The sequence below is a fragment of the Sulfitobacter donghicola DSW-25 = KCTC 12864 = JCM 14565 genome (assembly GCF_000622405.1).
Taxonomy (GTDB): Bacteria; Pseudomonadota; Alphaproteobacteria; order Rhodobacterales; family Rhodobacteraceae; genus Sulfitobacter; species Sulfitobacter donghicola.
On the sequence record NZ_JASF01000005.1, the window covers coordinates 1,289,242 to 1,307,056 of the forward strand.

Below are 17,815 nucleotides of genomic sequence, written 5' to 3' on the forward strand. Positions count from 1 at the left end.
CGGACACTAAAAGCCGCCTAAAGCCGCTTTGTCTACGATTCCCGCAGACCAAGTCGCCGCACCCTTGCAAAAAACGGTTATTATTATGACACGCACACACCTACCTGGCATCATTGCCATGGCCGCCATCGTTGTGGCCTCAAATATCCTTGTTCAATTTCTCTATGGAAACTGGCTGACGTGGGGGGCTTTCACCTATCCGCTCGCCTTTCTTGTGACTGACGTGATGAACCGCGTCTATGGCACCGCCGCTGCACGGCGCGTTGTGTTGGTTGGTTTTGTTGTGGGCGTTGTTTGCTCACTTATCGGGACCCAAATCATGGGTGAATTCGGCCCGCTGGTCACTGTTCGCATCGCCATCGCCTCTGGCCTCGGGTTTCTTACCGCTCAACTGCTGGACGTTGGTATCTTTGCCCGCTTGCGCGATGGCGCATGGTGGAAAGCGCCACTTGTCTCAACTTTGGTTGGTAGCACGGTTGATACTGTGATCTTCTTTTCCATCGCCTTTTCCAGCACGCTTTCCTTTATCCATCCAGCAACTGATGTGTCTTGGGCAAGTCAAATCATGCCGATCCTTGGCGCTGGCCCCATGGCCCCGCTGTGGGTATCGCTGGCGGTCGCGGATTGGGCTGTAAAGCTATCACTGGCGCTGCTTGCGCTGGTACCTTTCCGGTTCATCACAGCGCGCCTGCGCGCCGCATAAAGAGGCAATCTGCTACCAAGGCTAAATTTCACCTCAAAAAACGCTTTGTGTTTTTGAAAACCTGTGCAACGCTTCAGGTGAGTTCAACAAATGTAAAGGAGGTGATCTAGTGTCAAGAACGGTACTGGAGCGAGGTGTCGGAACAGCTTTGGAGGTCGTTTGTTAGGGCAGCCCCTAGCATCTGAAAACCAAAGTGGACTGTCGGTCTAACCGATCCCACCTCCTATACAATTCGATTGGGCCGCTCTGTTTCAGGGCGGCCCTATTCGCATCTTGGGGCAATGCCCTCTTCACCTTGGTCCGCTTGTCGCTATGTTAGGGCCATGCTGTATATCAACGACACCATCACCATTCAGGACTGGGAACTGACCGAAAGCTTCATGCGCGCCTCAGGCCCGGGTGGGCAGAACGTCAATAAGGTGTCATCTGCTGTTGAGCTTCGGTTTGAGGCCGCGACCTCTCCGTCGATACCCCTGCCGATCAAAAACAGGCTACGCCGCCTTGCGGGGCGTCGGTGGACCAACGAGGGCGCGCTGGTTTTGCAATGTGATGAAACCCGCAGTCAGGCCCGCAACCGCGAAATCATCCGCGAACGCCTGAAAGAGTTGATCGAAAAGGCTGTTACCCCTCCCAAACGGCGGATCGCAACACGCCCAACGCTAGGCTCGAAAAACCGCCGCCTAAAGGCCAAGAAAGTGCGTGGCGAGGTAAAAGCCATGCGCGGCAAAGTTGATCCAGACTAGGATTTGCGCAGCAGGTAGATATCCATGATCCACCCGTGATCCGCGCGCAGCTCTTCTCGGGTGGTATTGATCTGTTCGGCGACGTCGCTAAGTGGCCCTTGGATGATCGTTTCTTCTTTCATCCCCACATAGGCGCCCCACCAGATGTGAACGCCAGTCGGGTTAATCGCATCAAAGGAACCGCCCGCATCCAGCATAATGGCAACCGTATCTACGCCACTTGGCCAGCCTTCATCGCGCAAACGGCGACCCGTGGTCACGATGAACGGCGCACCGATTTCATTTAGGACGGTTGCATGCGCAGCCGTTAGCGCCTGAAGGGACGTAATACCAGGGATCACTTCGATCTTTGGCGCGGGGTCTAGGCGTGCTGCGATGCGAAGGGTGCTGTCATACAGTGACGGGTCACCCCAAACCAATAGAGCAACCTTTTTGGATGTTCCGTGCGCGTCAATCTCTGCCTGCCAAACCTCTGCGATTGCATCATGCCAATCATCAACCCGCTTGCGGTAATCAGGCGTAGAGGGGTCACGGACGGGCAGTTCGAATTCGGCTATACGTGTTTCTGCATTCGTGATGACTTCGTCACAGATATCGCGGCGCAATTGCGCAAGGTCATCTTTCCCTGCCCCTTTGTTGGGAATCAGGATCAGGTCTTGGGCATTCATGGCGCGGATTGCTTGTAGCGTCAGGTGCTCGGGGTTGCCTGTACCGATGCCGATTAGCGTCAAATGGATGCTCATGCAGGTATCCTTGCGATGGCTTTATGGCGCAGATCCCCTAACACCCGAGCATCTTGAAATGTCCCATCAGGCGACGCGTCATAAAGTGCCGAAAACGTCTCTAACAAGGGGATATCAGCTTTGGTTACGTCACCAAACAGATAGGCAACCTTCCCCCCCGAGCGAAACGCAACGGTCTGCGCGCGTGTACATCCCGACATACAATCGATCCCCTCAACGTTCAGCTTGGGCAAAGCCGCTTGCACCTCTTCCAAAAAGCTTTGGCTGTTCTTGGTGCATGTTGTGCAGACGAACAGTTTCACCCCTCTTGCTCCGCAAGGGGGCCATAGAAAATCAGCGCTGGCGTTGAGGTCTCAGTCGCTTCCAGATGTTTAGCCAAGGTGGAGATCGTATACCGTTCGACCCGCTGGGCTGGGGTCGATACCGCCTCGGCCAGCATTGCAGGCGTATCCGCAGGAAGGCCGTGTTCGATCAACCGAGCCGCTAGGCCAGCGAAAGTGCGTTTACCCATATAGACAACCGTGGTCGCCAACGGATCGGCAAGTGCTGCCATATTCACGTCAGGTGGCAAATCGCCCGTAACATCGGCGCCCGTGATAAATTGAACCCGCCGCGCCGTGAGGCGGCGGGTGAGCGGTATGCCCGCTACGGCCGCTGCCGCGGACGCGCTGGTAACACCCGGCACAATATCAAACGGTATACCTGCTTCACGCAGCGCTGTGATCTCTTCTTCGAGGCGTCCGAACATGCCGCTATCGCCCGATTTCAGACGCACCACCTGCAACCCTGCCTCGGCATATTCGACCAAGGTCCGGCTCACGTGATCTTGCTTTGGCGATGGGCGGCCAGCGCGTTTTCCAACGCCGATCAGGTCAGCATCGGCGCGCGCCAGATCAAGGATAGGGCCAGACGAGAGGTCATCAAACAAAATGACATCCGCCGTCTCAAGACGTTTCACCGCCTTTACCGTCAGCAATTCCGGATCACCTGGACCCGAGGAAACAAATGAAACGAAACCTGTCATGCGCCCTCTGCAATCAGATGGAAAAACGTACCCGAAACCTGCCCGCCGCCTTCGTTACGACGGTAGGTTCCTGTTTCTGTGACCATAAGGCCGTTGCTATCGGTGATCTGGGCGAGCGGTGTATCCGGCTCATCCACAATCGTTGCATAGTGGAACTCATGCCCTCTGAGCTGTGCGCCAGCTTGTGCACCGGGGATTGATGCATCCAAGGTCGCGCGGCGATAGCCAAGGTGGAACTTGCGCTTTGCAAAGGATGTTTCAAGGCCAAGCAGCCCAGTCATCTCATGGCGCGCACCTTCCTTGTCTACGATCCCAGCACCCAGCGCCATATAGCCTCCACACTCTCCGTGGACGGGGCGGGTTTCGGAAAACTTGCGCAATCCTTGTTTGAACGTGGTCGCCGCAGCCAATTTACCAGCGTGAAGTTCGGGATAACCGCCCGGTAGCCAGCAAACGTCGGCGCGATCATCTGGAGATTGGTTTTCGAGAGGCGAGAATGGGATCACCTCGGCACCGGCCGCGCGCCAGCCAGCCAAAAGATGGGGATAAACAAATGCAAATGCGTTATCCTGAGCCAATGCAATGCGCTGCCCCGGAGGGATAATTTTCCTAGGTGCAGGAGCCTGATCCAATGTTCCGCGCGCCGCGCTGCGCAACGCATCAAGGTCGACATGTTCGCTCACAAAACTTGCGGCATCGTCCAGAACCTCATGCAGGTTTTCCTGCTCTCCCGCTTGGACCAGACCAAGGTGGCGTTCAGGCAATTCCATCTCGGTACGACGAGGCAGCACGCCGAGGACAGCAATGCCTGCTTGCTCCATCCCAACACGCACCAATGCCTCGTGGCGCGGCGATGCAACGCGGTTCAGAACCACGCCCGCCAAGGTAACGTCGGGCCGCATCATTTTGAAACCCAGCGCCGTTGCCGCAACCGATTGCGCGGCACCAGAAACATCCAGCACCAGCACAACAGGCCATCCCATATGGGCGGCGATATCGGCGCTTGCGCCATTTCCTGAGGCGCCTTTGATTGCCACACCGTCAAACAAGCCCATGGACCCTTCGGCTAGGATCAATTCCGCGCCATCCGCATTGCCAACCAACCCTTCGATCCGCTCAGCCTCCATCGACCAGCTGTCGATGTTAAACGAAGCCCGCCCTGAAGCCGCAGTATGAAAAGCCGGATCAATGTAATCAGGTCCGCTTTTGAAGGGCTGGACCGCGACGCCTTGTTTGCGAAACGCTGCCAGCAAACCCAGCATCAATGTCGTTTTTCCTGTCCCCGACGCGGGGGCGGAAATCATCAAACCTGAAGGTATCATTCGGCCTCCGGAAAACGAGGGGAGGTACCAACGGGGCGGAAACGACGGTCATAATCCCCTGCATAGAGCCTGCTTTCGCCAAATTCCTCGGCGCCAATCGCGTGGCCAACCAAGATCAAAGCCGTGCGGGCCATCTCTTCGCCGACTGCTGTTTGCAAGGTTGAGAGGGTCGCGCGAACCACGCGTTCGTCTGGCCAGCTCGCGCGCCATACAACGGCAACGGGGCAATCAGGCCCATAGTGCGGCGTGAGCTCTTCAACCACTCGATCCAGAACATGCACGGAAAGATGAATAGCCAAGGTCGCGCCAGTTGCTGCAAAATTGGCAAGGGTTTCGCCTTCGGGCATTGCCGTTGCACGGCCCGATGTGCGTGTAAGGACAACGGATTGGACAACACCGGGCAGCGTCAATTCTGACGCAAGCGTGGCAGCCGCAGCGGCAAAGCTGGGAACACCGGGGGTTACATCATAGGGAATGTCCAACGCGCGAAGGCGGCGCAGCTGTTCCCCCATGGCGGACCAGATCGAAAGATCACCGGAATGAATGCGCGCAACATCTTGGCCTTTGGCATGAGCCGCTGCGATTTCTTCCATGATTTCATCCAACGAAAGGCGCGCAGTATTCACGATATGCGCACCCTCTGGGCAATGTTCCAGAATACCTTCCGGCACCAAAGACCCTGCATAAAGGCAAACAGGGCATGCCGCGATGAGGTCACGCCCGCGTAGCGTAATCAGATCGGCCGCTCCGGGGCCTGCACCTATGAAATGTACTGTCACGTCTATTCCTCTTTCACATCAGCTATCGCCGCTGTTGCCATACCATCGCCCGAGATCACCCGCGCTGCAATCAGCTGCGCATTCGGGCCTGCGGCCACCAATGCCGCTGCTTCGCATAAACTACCAGTGCCAAATTGATCCAGCACTCTTTGAGATTGGGTTGGCGTTATCATTTGGCCCATATCTTCGGTGCGAACCCCCAACCCCGGTAGGCTCATCGTTTGGGCAAGCTCTTTGAAGACCGACGCGCGTGATTTCGCACTTTCGGTTACCAGCGCCTGAATCGGCTCGCCTCCTGCTTCTTTCAGGGCACGCAAAAGGGCGTCCTGCAAAGAGGCCATAGAAGCGCCGCTGCGAAATCCAAAACCTGCGACTCTCATAGTGTCACACTCCATTGCACAATGGGTCGCGAGGCATTCCACCCGCGCATTGGCCCCAACGGCGTCGCCTGAGCGATGTCAAACCGCATCAAGGCTCCGCCTTTTGCCGCATGTTCCTGCGCAAGCAGCGCTTCGGTTTCTAGTGTAACACCATTCGCAACAAGGCGTGTACCAGCAGGAAGAAGCCCATAAAGTTTCTCTAACAAGGGCTTTCTTGCGCCACCCCCAATGAAAACTGCATCAGGTGTTTCTTGATCCAAAATTGCCTCGGCCGCGATACCCGTGATGCACGTCATGCGATGCGACAGACCAAAGTCATCAATGTTTTGGACGATGTTGGCCGACCGTTCAGTATGCTGCTCAAACGCAATTGCCCGTCCACCAGCCAGACACCATTCGATTGAGATCGAACCAGAACCCGCCCCGATATCCCAAAGAAGCTCTCCCCCCCGTGGGGCAAGCGCGCTGAGGGTCAATGCGCGAACTGGGCGTTTTGTAATCTGCCCGTCATTGGCAAAGCTGTCGTCTGGCAGGCCCGATGCCCGTGAGATGCCAACCTTCGCGGGCAAGGCAACGGCCACAGCAACCGGCGCAACAATATCAGACAGATCGAACCCATCCGCCTGAACCGCGCGTAGTCTTTCGCGCGGACCTCCCAAACATTCCATCACAGTCAGGGTCGCCGCCCCTGCGCCCTCATCGCAAAGCCATTGCGCAAGTTCAGCAGGCGCATCCCCGTCCCGCATAAGGCAGATCATACGACCATATGGTGAAAGAACCCCGCGCAACCGCGCGAGGGGGGCGGCATGTAGGCCGTGGCAGGTTATGTCTTCCATCCTCCAGCCCAGCACCGAGGCGGCCAGAGTAAATGTTGAAGGTGCAGGGAATGCGCGCCACTCGCCCTGCTTTAGATCACGGACAAGGCTCCCCCCTGCTCCGTGCCAAAACGGATCGCCCGAGGCCAGAACGGCCACTTTTTGCCCACGATGTTCCAGAACCGGCACCGTGGAAAACGGGATCGGCCAAGCCTGCCCTTTTGCGCCAACCTGCGCTAGCTCAAGATGGCGGGGCCCGCCAAATACAATATCGGCATCCTCTAGCGCGGCACGGCTTGCAGGGGATAGCCCGTCCAAGCTATCCTCGTTGAGACCAATAATGCTCAGCCAAGGATCAGACATTATGCACGTCCTTCTTTTGGGGGGTACCACCGAGGCCAGCAAGCTGGCCCATGCGCTGAAATTGGCCAATATAGAGACTGTTTTTTCCTACGCTGGGCGAACCAATACGCCTGTGGCGCAACCCGTGCCCACACGGATCGGCGGCTTTGGCGGCATAGAGGGTTTGCAGCGTTTCTTGGGGGAAAGCGGCATAACCCATGTGGTTGATGCAACCCACCCGTTCGCCGCGCAGATGAGCCTGAATGCCTTTACCGCCTGCAAGACGCTTGGTCTTCCGTTGCTGCGCCTGCAACGTCCGCCATGGCTGGCCCAAAACGGCGACGACTGGATTGATGTTGCCGATATTGAGGCCGCGTGCGACGCGCTTCCCGATACACCAAGCAGAGTCTTTCTGGCGATTGGGCGCATGCATATTGATCTGTTTGCGCGAAAACCGCAGCACCATTACCTGCTGCGTTTGGTTGACGAACCTATGCACCCCATCGCCCTGCCCAACCATACGGCCATCATCGCGCGGGGACCGTTCGATATTGCGGGCGATATTAAACTTCTCAGAGGGCATGGCATCGGTCATGTCGTCGCCAAGAACGCTGGCGGCGCAGGGGCGGTTGCCAAGATTGATGCCGCACGCGAGTTGGGGCTGCGCATGATCATGGTCGCGCGCCCTGACTTGCCCGACAGTCCGATCGCTGCGAACAGCGACGAGGTTTTGCAATGGCTGCGTCATAGCGCCGAACGTGGCGTGTAGACATAAGGCCCCACCCGCCGTGTTGCCGAGTTGCCCACCAACACAACCGTTCGCATGTCCGCCATATCTTCGGTGGCTTCGCCCAACGTGACCGTGTTCAGCCGCTGATCTGGGTGACTGACATTTCGGGCAAACGTGATCAGGCGATCCGGCCCACATTCGCTGCGCAATATCTCTAATGCTTCGCCGAACTGATGGGGGCGGGATTTGGAACGGGGATTGTAAAAGGCCATCGCAAAATCCGCGCGCGAGGCCATGCGCAAGCGATGCTCAATCACGCTCCAAGGTTTTAGATTATCACTAAGGTTGATCGCGCAAAAATCATGGCCCAAAGGCGCACCAGCGGCAGCGGCAGCGGCGAGCATGGCCGTGATCCCAGGTTGAACTGTGATCTCAACGCCTTCAAATTCGGGCTGCGCCTCTAGGGCCTCAAAAACGGCTGAGGCCATCGCAAACACACCAGGATCCCCCGAGGAAACAACCACAACCCGCGCGCCGCTTTTGGCCAGTTGAAGCGCATGTGTCGCGCGGTCGATCTCAACACGGTTATCAGTGGCATGAAGGTTTAACCCTTCGCGCGGCTCGATACGTTTTACGTAAGGGATATAGCCGATCACATCCGTCGCCTGCGCCACGACATCGCGGACTTCAGGCGTTACCAAAGATTCCCGCCCCGGCCCTAGGCCTACAATTGAAATCCAGCCGCTCATTCCGCAGCCTCCGGCCGGCGCCCTTGGCCGTGGACCAATACGATTGCAAAATAGGGGCAATCATCATCCGCAACATCAGAAAGTTTGGCCACGCGCTCTTGGGGCATGGTGCCCTTTTCAACAAGCCACGCGTCATCCAAACGCCCAGCGGCCTGCAAGGCGCGGCGTACGGTTGGAATGTTGCGGCCTGTCTTCATAATCACCAACGCATCAGCACGTTTCATATGGGTGATCATATCCTCTTCGGGCAAGGTTCCCATAAGCACGCTAAGGACATCATCGCCCCACGTGAACGGCGTTTGCAAACTGTTCCAGCACCCAACCATTCCCGGAATAGCAGGCAGCACTTCGACCTCGGCACGCCCTTGCAAACGGGTGTGAAGATGCATGAACGAGCCATAGAAAAACGGATCACCCTCACACAACACGACAACTTCATGGTCCTTGGCCAAGGCCTCTAGCTTGTCCGCCCATTCTTCGTAGAAATCGACCATCAACTGGTTGTATTCATCCGAGCCGAAATGGAGTTCGGTCGTCACCGGATATTCCATCGGGTATTCGACCACATCATCGCGCAGCATATGCGCAACGATGCTGCGTGCCTGCCCTGCGCGCCCCTTTTTGCGAAAGAAGGCCACGTGTTTGGCATTGCGCACTGTGCGATCGGATTTGACGCTCATCAGGTCTGGATCACCGGGCCCAAGCCCGGCGCAAATCACTTTGCCCATGTTTATTCCACCCTGCTGGCAAGTGCGTTAATCGCGGCAACCGTCATGGCCGATCCGCCAAGGCGACCTTTAACAATCATTGAGGGCACCGGTGGTGCGGCCATAAGCGCGTCTTTGCTTTCTGCGGCGCCGATGAAACCAACAGGGCAGCCGATAATCGCCGCTGGGCGCGGGCAGTCGGGATCTTCCAGCATGTTTAGCAGGTGAAACAAGGCGGTTGGCGCGTTGCCAATCGCCACAAGAGCACCTTCAAGATGTGGGCGCCAAAGCTCTAGCGCTGCAGCTGAGCGGGTATTGGACATCTCTTTGGCCATGTCAGGTACACGTGGGTCACGCAGGGTGCAGATCACTTCGTTCTCCCGCGGCAGACGTTTCCGCGTCACACCTTCGCTCACCATATAGGCGTCACACAAGATCGGCGCGCCGTCCTCTAACGCAGCGCGTGCCGCGATCGCCATATTCGGGCTAAAGTGGACGAACTCTTCTAGGCCCACCATCCCAGCAGCGTGGATCATCCGAACAGCCACGATTTCTTCTTCGGGGGTGAACCGACCCAATGACGCTTCGGCGCGGATGGTGGCAAAGGACTGGCGGTAAATCTCGGCGCCGTCTGTGATATAGGTATGGGGCATTAAACGTGGTCTTTCAGGTCAGCAGTGGAAAGGCCGGAGTAGTCCGGTACATCACCGGCATTTCCGTCTCTAATAAGGGCATAACCGCCAGATTCGGCGACAATTGTTATCGGGGCATCCGCAGGGTGAGCACAACCTTTGGTGCACCCAGAGATGTGCAGGGACTGTTGTGCGCCAATATGTTTGGCCAACGTCCTGCCTGTGCTACGGGTTTCATTCAAGGCCTGCGGGCATGCAGGTGATCCTGTACAGGCGGAAATACGCAATAGCGGATCAGACGGATCAGTTATCACACCATCGACGTCAGACAGGTCTGTCGCACCTTCAATCAAGAACATCCGCCATGGGGTCAGGCGTATGGCTCCGTGTTTCGCGAGGGTAGAAAGCGTTTCAACCCGAATTTGACCAAACGCCATTCCCACCAAGGCACCTGTTTCGGAATACCCGGGTTTAGGCGTAAATATTTCCGACTGACGCGGTATCGACGCGCCCGCAGGTTCAAGCCCTGATGCAATTAGATGCTTCATACGGGAATGCCCATTTGCCTTCGCCATAAACCACTTGGCCAATTCAATTGCAGCGGTTGCTGCAGTTTTGGTCGAGACAGGGCGGCCTGTTTTCATTCCATCAGCGACAAGGATCAAATCTCCGGTCGCGGAATATTCCAACCTGATATCGGCTGAAGCATCCTGAAGGACAGGCGCATCACATGTATCTATCGCAAAACCAAATTTGCTGGGAAGGTCTGGCGCATCATCTGCCGCCAAAGCATCCGTTAGCATCGCTGCCAAGACCTCGGTTTCATCCTCAGGTTTCCAGAAAGGACAAACGAGAATGTTCCGGCGGGTTTCCACCTCTGGGGTTGGATCAATTAAACCCATCGCGCTTAGCCCCTCAATCAAGGCGCTATACCGTGCTTCAGAAACACCGCGTATCTGGATGTTACCCCTACTAGAGACATCCAGAAACCCGTTCCCATGGGCAGCGGCAAGAGAGGCAATGCCGTCAGCCTGAGCACGGCGAAGCCTTCCGCCAAACGGGCGAACCCGCACGACCAACCCGTCACCCGACATCATCGGGCGCAAGGCACCTGGGCACCAACCTTTGACTTCATGGCCCGTCACTCCGCAGCCTCCATCGCTGCTGAAATCGAATTGCGCCGTGTGATCCAGATGCCTGCATCCCGCAAGGCGGCGAAACGGCTTCGCATTTCCATTAGGGCCTTCGGGTTTTCCTGTTCCAGAAACGCAACCAGATCATCCCGTCCCAGCGTCGCGTCGAAATAGAGATCGAAAAGATGGGCGGGTACCTTGCGCGTCAAATGCGCAAAGGCTGCGAGGTTGTCGAGCGTTGCCGCGATCTCTGCGCCACCCCGAAAACCGTGGCGCATCATCCCGTTTGCCCAATCAGGGTTGGCCGCCCTAGCACGAACGACCCGCGCAATCTCTTCGGGCATGGTGCGGGCGCGTGGATCATCAATTCGCGTGCTGTCTACGTGATACAGCGCAGGTTCTGGTGCGCCCAAATGTGCCATCGCAGCGGCAAACCCGCCCTCGTGTGAGGCATAATCAGAGGATAGCAAAACGTCTGTCTCGGTCAGGTCCTGAATATGCGCAAAGGCATCTGCCGCACGCAGGCGCGCCTCAAGCCCTTCTCGGTCTTGTTTGGCGTCACCCTTTGTGTCCAACGCCCACTCAGAGCCCTTTAGCCATGCTTCACCTGCTGATGATCGCCCTTCTGGCGAATAATCCTGCAAGGCGCTTTCCATATTCATCCCATATAGCCCCGGTTTAGGGCCGAATATGCGCGGTGCGTTTTGTTTATAGGGGTTCATATCGTCGGCTTCTTCGCGCGCAGCCAGTGCGGCCGTACCTGCCTCAAACAGCCCGGCCAGACCAGGAAAGATGTCACGGAACAACCCCGATATCCTGAGGGTCACATCAATTCGTGGACGATCCAGCAAGGTGAGCGGTAGCACTTCAAATCCTGAAACCCGCTCTGATCCCTCGTCCCATTTTGGCGCTAGCCCAGCGAGGTGCATCGCCATCGCAACCTCTTCGCCTGCGGTCCGCATCGTCGCCGAGCCCCACAGATCAACGACCAACCCCTTAGGCCAATCTCCATGGTCCTGTAGATGGCGGCGCAATAATTCCTCGGCCAGCTTTACCCCCTGCGCATAAGCCGCCCGAGAGGGAACCGAACGCGGATCAACCGAATAAAGATTGCGCCCCGTTGGCAAAACATCAGACCGCCCGCGATAGGGTGAGCCCGATGGGCCCGCATCGACACGTTTTCCGTCCAACGCATGCAGTAACCCTTGGTTTTCACCCTCGGCTTTTCCGTAAATATGCAGCCCGTCGCCATATTGGCTTTCCTTGATATCACAGACAAAGCTGTCGATACGGGTCATCGCCTCTACTTCGCTGGCATCTTCGGTGAGGCCCAAATCCTGCTCAACTCCAGCTGCTTGCGCCTCTTGGCGAATGGTGCTTACCAAACGGTCGCGGCGGGCGGGGTCCAACCCGTCAGCTGTTGAATATTCGTCTAGCAAGCTCTCCAGCCGCAGCAAGGCATCGGGTGTTTCGCTTTGGGCCATTGGCGGTGGCACGTGGCCGAGGGTTACGGCACCGATACGGCGTTTTGCCTGCGCAGCTTCCCCCGGGTCATTGACGATAAACGGATATATAACAGGCAGCTTTGCCGTTAACGCCTCTGGCCAGCATCCATTTGACAAAGCCACAGCTTTGCCCGGCAACCATTCAACCGTGCCATGCGCGCCGATGTGGACCAATGCATGATAACCCTGTTCGCGCAGCCACAGGTAAAACGCCACGTAGGAATGGCGCGGGATGCGGGCAAGATCGTGGTAATCCGTATCGCGAGCGTCGATCGCGCCCCGTTCGGGCTGAAGCGCCACAAGAGCATTCCCACACATCTGCGCCGGAAAATTAAACCCGCCATCAGCAAAGAGGGGATCATCCTCTGGCGCGCCCCAAGCTGTTTGTAGATCGCCTTGCAAGTCGTTTGGCAGCGAAGCGAGTGCCGCATGATATTCGGCCAATGACCACGAGATCGTTTGTTGCGATAGAGATTGCCCAAAACCAGATGCCAACGACACATCGTATCCGGCTGACGCAAGGGTCTTGAGCATATCTTCGACGCTTGCCAATGCATCTAGGCCGACAGCGTGGGCGATCTGGTCTTCTCGACCGGGGTAGGTAGAAAGAACCAGCGCCAATTTGCGTTCGGCAGGTTCTGTTTTTGAGAGGCGGTGCCAGCTTTCGACGCGGTCAATGACCGTCTCGATCCGGCCCGTATCCGCACGGTGTGAAAACCGTGAAAATTGCAGGTGCTCGTCTTTTTTGTCCGGCGCCTTAAAGCTGATGACGCCCGCAAAGAGGCGGCCATCCACCTCGGGCAACACAACATGCATCGCCAAATCAGCAGGTGACAGGCCGCGCTCGGATTCGGCCCAATCCTTTTTGCGCGCAGTGGATAGTGCCACCTGAAAGACAGGACACCCTTGGGCATCTAGGGGAGAAGAGCCATCATCACCGCGTCCAGAAAACGCCGTGGCGTTTATGACCGCAACGGGGTCAAGCTGTGCCAAAGCGGACGGTAAAAAATCCCGCGCAACGGGCGATTTCAATGAGGGGGCAAATATGCCCACCGCGTTATAGCCGCGGTTGCGCAGCCTTTTAATTAACGCGTCTATTGGCGCGGTATCAGCCGCGGTGAGATAGCTGCGATAAAAGGTGACGGCAACAGTATCACCTTTCGGATCAACAGCTGGCAAACCCCCCGTGTCAGGGTCGTAAAACCCACAATCCGGTACCGTTTTTGCACCCAAGACGGGCCCTGCATAAAGCCCCGCCGCCAGTGCCAATTGCGCCAATGCCGCCTGCGCGGCAACCGCGCCGCCAGCGTCACAGAGATGCTGAAGCCTTCGCAGCGTTGAAACAGGCAGGGTCGAATGTCCATCCAGTGTCGGGTCTTCGCGACCGTCGGCCGGTAAAACCGCAAGGGCAATGCCATGACGCCGAGCGAAATCCTGCACCTGCATGATCCCGTAGGGCCAATAATTTTCGCCGCCAATCAGCCGGATCAGGATCCCTTTTGCCCCTGTTAGGGTCTGTTCTACGTAATTATCGACAGAGGCCGGATGGCGAAGCGCCGTAAGGTTACACAAGCGAAGCGTCGGTAGTTTGCCTTCTGCTCCGCCCGCGCGATGCCATCCCGCCGCGAAAGCGCCTAGGTCACTATCAGAGAAAGAAAGCACCACAAGATCGGCAGGCGATTGGCCTGGATCATATGGCGTTTCTGTATCCTCAAGCCCGTGGCTTTCGCGAAAGACGACATGCATGGTTTAGGCGCCCAGCGCCGCGTGAATTGCAGCCGGATCAACGTGATCATGTTCCGCAATCACAACCAACGCACCATTGCGTGGTTCAGCCCCCCAAGGGCGGTCAAACTGGTGACGCACGCGCGCACCAACGGCCTGAACCAAAAGACGCATTGGTTTACCTTTTACGGCTACATACCCTTTGACCCGCAAGATGTGCTGTTCGTCTGCCAGCTTTTCAATCGCAGCGGCCAAAGTCGCGGCGTCTTCGATTTCCGGCATCGGCACGACGATGGTTTCAAAGTCGTCATGCTCGTGGTCATGGTGGCCATCGTGATGGGACGGGCGCGCTGCCAGATCGTCTTCGGCTTTTGCATCCAGTCCCAAGACAACATTGGGGTCGATCACGCCTTCGCTCATCTCTAGGATCGGGATTTTGCGAGGGCTTTCTGCTTCGATCACCTCGCGCGCTTTTGCCAGACCCTCAGGCCCAGCAAGATCTGCCTTGGACATCAGGATAATGTCGGCACAGCTGATCTGGTCCTCAAACACCTCAGACAGAGGCGTGTCATGATCTAGGCTTTCGTCCGCCTTGCGCTGCTCGTCCACTGCATGAACATCAGAAGCGAACGTGCCCGCAGCAACCGCTTCGGCGTCAGCCAGCGCAATCACACCATCAACGGTAATTTTGGAACGGATCGCTGGCCAGTCGAATGCTTTCAACAGCGGCTTTGGCAAAGCCAAACCAGAAGTTTCAATCAGGATGTGATCAGGCTTTTCTGGCAGAGCCATCAGGGCTTCGATCGTCGGAATAAAGTCATCTGCGACAGTGCAGCAGATGCAACCATTCGCCAGCTCGACGATGTTTTCCGCAGGGCAATCAGGAATCGCACAGGACCGCAGGATGTCGCCATCCACGCCAACGGTACCAAACTCATTCACCAGCACGGCCAAACGGCGACCGTTCGTGTTGGTCATCAGGTGACGAATAAGAGTAGTTTTACCAGCTCCCAAAAAGCCGGTGATGACGGTTACGGGGATTTTTGACAGGTCGCTCATTCGGCAGCCTCCAGTGGAAGGGTAAATGCAGGGATGCGCGCAACACTTTGTTTGCGGAAAATTACGGGGCGCTCACGCCATGGCACAAGGCCATCTTCGGTTGCAGCATAGGCCGCTGCACCAGCTAGGATGTCTGGTGCGTCTTCTTCGGTCATCTGACCATAGACATATGTCCATTTACCTTCTTGGGCCAATGCAACTGCCGATCCTGTTTTACAGGCCGAAAGGCATTCAACGCCAACAATTTGCACCCCCTCGGGCGCGCCAGTGGCCTCTAGGGCGCGGTGCAAACGTGCACCGGGACGCTGGGCGTCGTCTTCGTGTACTTCACCCGCTTTGCAGGTCGTACAAACATAAAGTTTAGCTGTCATAAGTTCCAATCCTTCGCGCAGCTTTCTATCGCAAAAGAGAGGGCGCAGAAAGCGCCCTCAATTCATTCAACGGTCACGGTTGTTTTTGCCGCGACAGGGGTACCATCAACCGACAACGGACGGTGATCATTTGTGTTTAGCGTAACCTCTATTTCGACCTCTCCTTTGGGGAGACCAGTCAGATGCATCCAAGAACCATAGAGCCGTCCCAGCTTTACACCATTTGCATAGACATGGGCGTGCCCCTCGCCTGCGGTATGGGCCAAGCTGGCCGACCTAGGCGAGAACGTGAAGTTCTGGGTGATCACATGTAGGTTGAACCCATCCATCGGATCTTGGTGAACCGTAATCTCCACAACAGGTGCATGTGCGGCATCAACCTCCAAGGGTTGATCATGCATCATCTCGTGATCCATGTCGCCATGCCCCATTGCTGCGTGATCCATACCAGCCATACCCGCGTGATGGGCAGGGTCAGAATGATCATGCCCCTCGAACACGATCCCATTTGCCGCAGCGACCACAAATCCGCCCGCTGCGCCAAACGTCAACCCGATCAGAAAGAGTACCAAAGCTCTCATTCAAGTGTCCTTTCAGGCTATCTGCGCTGTTCTTTGTCCAGAAAATATGCAGAAAAACAGCCGAGCAGAGCCCATGCAGCCAAGCCAACACCAAACGCGCGAGACGCAAAAAGCGCCGCCAATTCCGTTGGAACAGGGCCCGCAAACTGATCAGGCTCTGGCGCGCCAATAACGTGTGGAGCAGCAAGCAAAATCATCGCAGCGCCCCACATCGCCCAGTTCCGCCCAAAGGCCAGCAACCACATTGCGATACCTGCTGAAATCACTGTCGCGAACCACCAAATCTGACGTACACCAACATCCGCTGCCGCCACGCCAGGTAATTCGGGTGCAAGAGAGAACCCAGGCGCCAAATGCGCAGCAATAAAGCCCGCAACACCCCAGATGATCCCAGAACGAGCCGTAACCTCTGCGCCGCGCTCTTCTGCTAGCAGCATAAGCGCCACAAGCATCATCGCGTAGCCTGTATAGGTCAGCATGGTGAAGACGATGCTCAGCAGGTCCCGAACGGGATCAAAGCCCGGCAATTCGGGGTGCGCCGAAACAGAAGCAGCGCCAAAATGAACAAGATCGCCCCCCTCATACAGCTCCGCATGGAGCAGCACAGGCTGGACGAACACAAGCTGCAGCAGGCCGGCAATCAGACCTGCAGCAGCACCAGCGAACAACGCGCTGGTCAACAATTTTGATAGCATCGCTTAGTGGCAGGGAAAGCCGGTAGCGTGACGCACATCATGTGCAGCGTCATGCAATGTGTTTGCCTGCAAGTGGCCTGTCATTGTGATGATGGCTGTACCAAGCACCAAAGCGAACAAGGCAGGAAGAGCTGCGGAGCGCGTGGCGGCAACTGCTTTTACTTCTGTTTTCATCGTTTCTCTCCTTGTCGTCACACCCGACGACATAATCTAGTTTCACCTTTGCCTGGCAGGTCTCCTGGCTCGCGGGTCGTGGCCTTTGTCTGCCTTCCCAGCCCTTTTGGGGGCAAGTGGCGTTGTGACAACAGCTCACCGCTTACAGTCGCGGGGGCGGCTGCAGATCGGGGGTGGTAAACCGTGATCCCTACTGCATTCCCTTTTTCGGTCCCCAAAAGGACACCAAGCACGGTCAGTTATGCGGATTCGATCATAAGACGCAAGGAAATTCCAAATCTCTGGCCCCTTTGGTGGTTTCCTTTCTGATCGTTATTCCATTCGCGACACATCATGTTGCAATGAAGACCGATCGCAGCCTATTCGCGGTTTTGCGAATGAACAGCGCCGATAACGCGGTTAGGTTTTCTTGCGGCAATACAGCTCAAGACGGTGGTGGACGACCTCATAACCCAGCTCACGCGCGATTTCATCTTGAAGTTGTTCGATCTTGTCTGATTGAAATTCGATCACCTCGCCTGTGTCGACATCCAAAATGTGATCGTGGTGCTCTTCATGGGTCGTTTCAAACCGCGCACCTCCGCCCTCAAAGGCGTGGCGGTGCACAACCCCGCCTTCTTCTAACACGGAAAGAGTCCGGTAAACCGTCGCCAAAGAAACCGATGGCTCAATAGCTTTCGCGCGCTCGTGAAGCTCGACCGCGTCGGGGTGGTCTGTTGCTTCGGCCAACACACCAAGAAGCGCGATGCGCTGACGGGTCACTCTGATGCCAGCTTTGCGCAGAGCCGCGGTCATTTTCTCGGTTGTCTCGCTCTCGCTGGTCATATTTTGCGCTCCGAATTCTCATTAACCCACTATCTTTGAGAATCGTTATCATTCTTATTTACAGTTGTGAATGGTTCT

Annotated in this window: 21 protein-coding genes and 1 riboswitch; of the genes, 3 read left to right on the forward strand and 18 right to left on the reverse strand. The window is 56.6% G+C overall.

Features of this window, described 5'->3' with window-relative positions; all coding sequences use genetic code 11:
- Positions 1-85 precede the first annotated feature (85 nt).
- Together Z948_RS0107130 and arfB are read left to right on the forward strand one after the other, a co-directional pair.
- Entirely contained in the window at positions 86-703 is a 618-nt protein-coding gene (locus Z948_RS0107130; RefSeq protein WP_025058877.1) for a queuosine precursor transporter, read from the forward strand.
- A 323-nt stretch (positions 704-1,026) separates the two neighbouring features.
- Positions 1,027-1,446, forward strand: coding sequence for an alternative ribosome rescue aminoacyl-tRNA hydrolase ArfB (gene arfB, locus Z948_RS0107135; RefSeq protein WP_025058878.1), 420 nt, complete (start codon positions 1,027-1,029; stop codon positions 1,444-1,446).
- Here arfB and cobF read toward each other — a convergent pair.
- The 7 genes from cobF to Z948_RS0107170 are packed head-to-tail and all read right to left on the reverse strand — an operon-like array spanning position 1,443 to position 6,872.
- Positions 1,443-2,189, reverse strand: coding sequence for a precorrin-6A synthase (deacetylating) (gene cobF / locus Z948_RS0107140; RefSeq protein WP_037951375.1), 747 nt, complete (start codon positions 2,187-2,189; stop codon positions 1,443-1,445). The two genes, arfB and cobF, sit on opposite strands and share 4 nt — an antisense overlap.
- Positions 2,186-2,491 carry a DUF1636 family protein gene (locus Z948_RS0107145; RefSeq protein WP_025058880.1) on the reverse strand — a complete coding sequence of 102 codons (306 nt, stop codon included), beginning with the start codon at positions 2,489-2,491 and terminating at the stop codon, positions 2,186-2,188. Before Z948_RS0107145 ends, cobF begins: the two co-directional genes overlap by 4 nt.
- Positions 2,488-3,213 carry a uroporphyrinogen-III C-methyltransferase gene (gene cobA, locus Z948_RS0107150; protein ID WP_025058881.1) on the reverse strand — a complete coding sequence of 242 codons (726 nt, stop codon included), beginning with the start codon at positions 3,211-3,213 and terminating at the stop codon, positions 2,488-2,490. The genes Z948_RS0107145 and cobA overlap by 4 nt, the downstream gene beginning before the upstream one ends.
- Positions 3,210-4,535: a cobyrinic acid a,c-diamide synthase CobB gene (locus Z948_RS0107155; protein ID WP_025058882.1), complete on the reverse strand. Its 1,326-nt coding sequence runs from the start codon at positions 4,533-4,535 to the stop codon at positions 3,210-3,212. The genes cobA and Z948_RS0107155 overlap by 4 nt, the downstream gene beginning before the upstream one ends.
- A complete protein-coding gene (gene cobM / locus Z948_RS0107160) occupies positions 4,532-5,314 on the reverse strand; it encodes a precorrin-4 C(11)-methyltransferase (RefSeq protein ID WP_025058883.1) in 783 nt (260 codons plus the stop codon). The genes Z948_RS0107155 and cobM overlap by 4 nt, the downstream gene beginning before the upstream one ends.
- 2 nt (positions 5,315-5,316) lie before the next feature.
- On the reverse strand, positions 5,317-5,694 hold the full coding sequence (locus Z948_RS0107165; protein ID WP_025058884.1) for a cobalamin biosynthesis protein: 378 nt from the start codon (positions 5,692-5,694) through the stop codon (positions 5,317-5,319).
- The gene (locus Z948_RS0107170) at positions 5,691-6,872 is read right to left on the reverse strand and encodes a bifunctional cobalt-precorrin-7 (C(5))-methyltransferase/cobalt-precorrin-6B (C(15))-methyltransferase (protein WP_025058885.1); all 1,182 of its coding nucleotides are present in this window, start codon (positions 6,870-6,872) and stop codon (positions 5,691-5,693) included. The genes Z948_RS0107165 and Z948_RS0107170 overlap by 4 nt, the downstream gene beginning before the upstream one ends.
- A gap of 1 nt (position 6,873) precedes the next feature.
- Here Z948_RS0107170 and Z948_RS0107175 point away from each other — a divergent pair, with 1 nt between their 5' ends.
- Positions 6,874-7,620 (forward strand): cobalt-precorrin-6A reductase, encoded by a 747-nt coding sequence (locus tag Z948_RS0107175; RefSeq protein ID WP_025058886.1) that lies wholly within the window; start codon positions 6,874-6,876, stop codon positions 7,618-7,620.
- Here the strand turns inward: Z948_RS0107175 and cobJ are convergent.
- From cobJ to Z948_RS0107230, 11 genes are all read right to left on the reverse strand, one after another.
- Positions 7,596-8,330: a precorrin-3B C(17)-methyltransferase gene (gene cobJ / locus Z948_RS0107180; RefSeq protein ID WP_025058887.1), complete on the reverse strand. Its 735-nt coding sequence runs from the start codon at positions 8,328-8,330 to the stop codon at positions 7,596-7,598. The genes Z948_RS0107175 and cobJ overlap by 25 nt on opposite strands.
- Entirely contained in the window at positions 8,327-9,058 is a 732-nt protein-coding gene (cobI, locus tag Z948_RS0107185; RefSeq protein ID WP_025058888.1) for a precorrin-2 C(20)-methyltransferase, read from the reverse strand. The genes cobJ and cobI overlap by 4 nt, the downstream gene beginning before the upstream one ends.
- Positions 9,059-9,060: 2 nt before the next feature.
- Positions 9,061-9,690 (reverse strand): precorrin-8X methylmutase, encoded by a 630-nt coding sequence (locus Z948_RS0107190; protein WP_025058889.1) that lies wholly within the window; start codon positions 9,688-9,690, stop codon positions 9,061-9,063.
- Positions 9,690-10,814, reverse strand: coding sequence for a precorrin-3B synthase (gene cobG, locus Z948_RS0107195; protein WP_025058890.1), 1,125 nt, complete (start codon positions 10,812-10,814; stop codon positions 9,690-9,692). Before cobG ends, Z948_RS0107190 begins: the two co-directional genes overlap by 1 nt.
- On the reverse strand, positions 10,811-14,053 hold the full coding sequence (cobN, locus tag Z948_RS0107200; protein ID WP_025058891.1) for a cobaltochelatase subunit CobN: 3,243 nt from the start codon (positions 14,051-14,053) through the stop codon (positions 10,811-10,813). Before cobN ends, cobG begins: the two co-directional genes overlap by 4 nt.
- Positions 14,054-14,056: 3 nt before the next feature.
- Complete coding sequence (gene cobW, locus Z948_RS0107205; protein ID WP_025058892.1) at positions 14,057-15,091, reverse strand: cobalamin biosynthesis protein CobW; 1,035 nt, start codon at positions 15,089-15,091, stop codon at positions 14,057-14,059.
- Positions 15,088-15,462: a DUF1636 domain-containing protein gene (locus Z948_RS0107210; RefSeq protein ID WP_025058893.1), complete on the reverse strand. Its 375-nt coding sequence runs from the start codon at positions 15,460-15,462 to the stop codon at positions 15,088-15,090. The genes cobW and Z948_RS0107210 overlap by 4 nt, the downstream gene beginning before the upstream one ends.
- Before the next feature lie 62 nt (positions 15,463-15,524).
- Positions 15,525-16,043 (reverse strand): hypothetical protein, encoded by a 519-nt coding sequence (locus Z948_RS0107215; protein WP_025058894.1) that lies wholly within the window; start codon positions 16,041-16,043, stop codon positions 15,525-15,527.
- Positions 16,044-16,060: 17 nt separating this feature from the next.
- Entirely contained in the window at positions 16,061-16,738 is a 678-nt protein-coding gene (locus Z948_RS0107220; RefSeq protein WP_025058895.1) for a CbtA family protein, read from the reverse strand.
- A gap of 3 nt (positions 16,739-16,741) precedes the next feature.
- Positions 16,742-16,912, reverse strand: a complete 171-nt coding sequence (locus Z948_RS18720; protein WP_081784036.1) for a CbtB domain-containing protein — start codon at positions 16,910-16,912, stop codon at positions 16,742-16,744.
- Positions 16,913-16,949: 37 nt separating this feature from the next.
- Positions 16,950-17,157: riboswitch (cobalamin riboswitch) on the reverse strand.
- A 154-nt stretch (positions 17,158-17,311) separates the two neighbouring features.
- On the reverse strand, positions 17,312-17,737 hold the full coding sequence (locus tag Z948_RS0107230; protein WP_025058896.1) for a Fur family transcriptional regulator: 426 nt from the start codon (positions 17,735-17,737) through the stop codon (positions 17,312-17,314).
- Positions 17,738-17,815 lie beyond the last annotated feature (78 nt).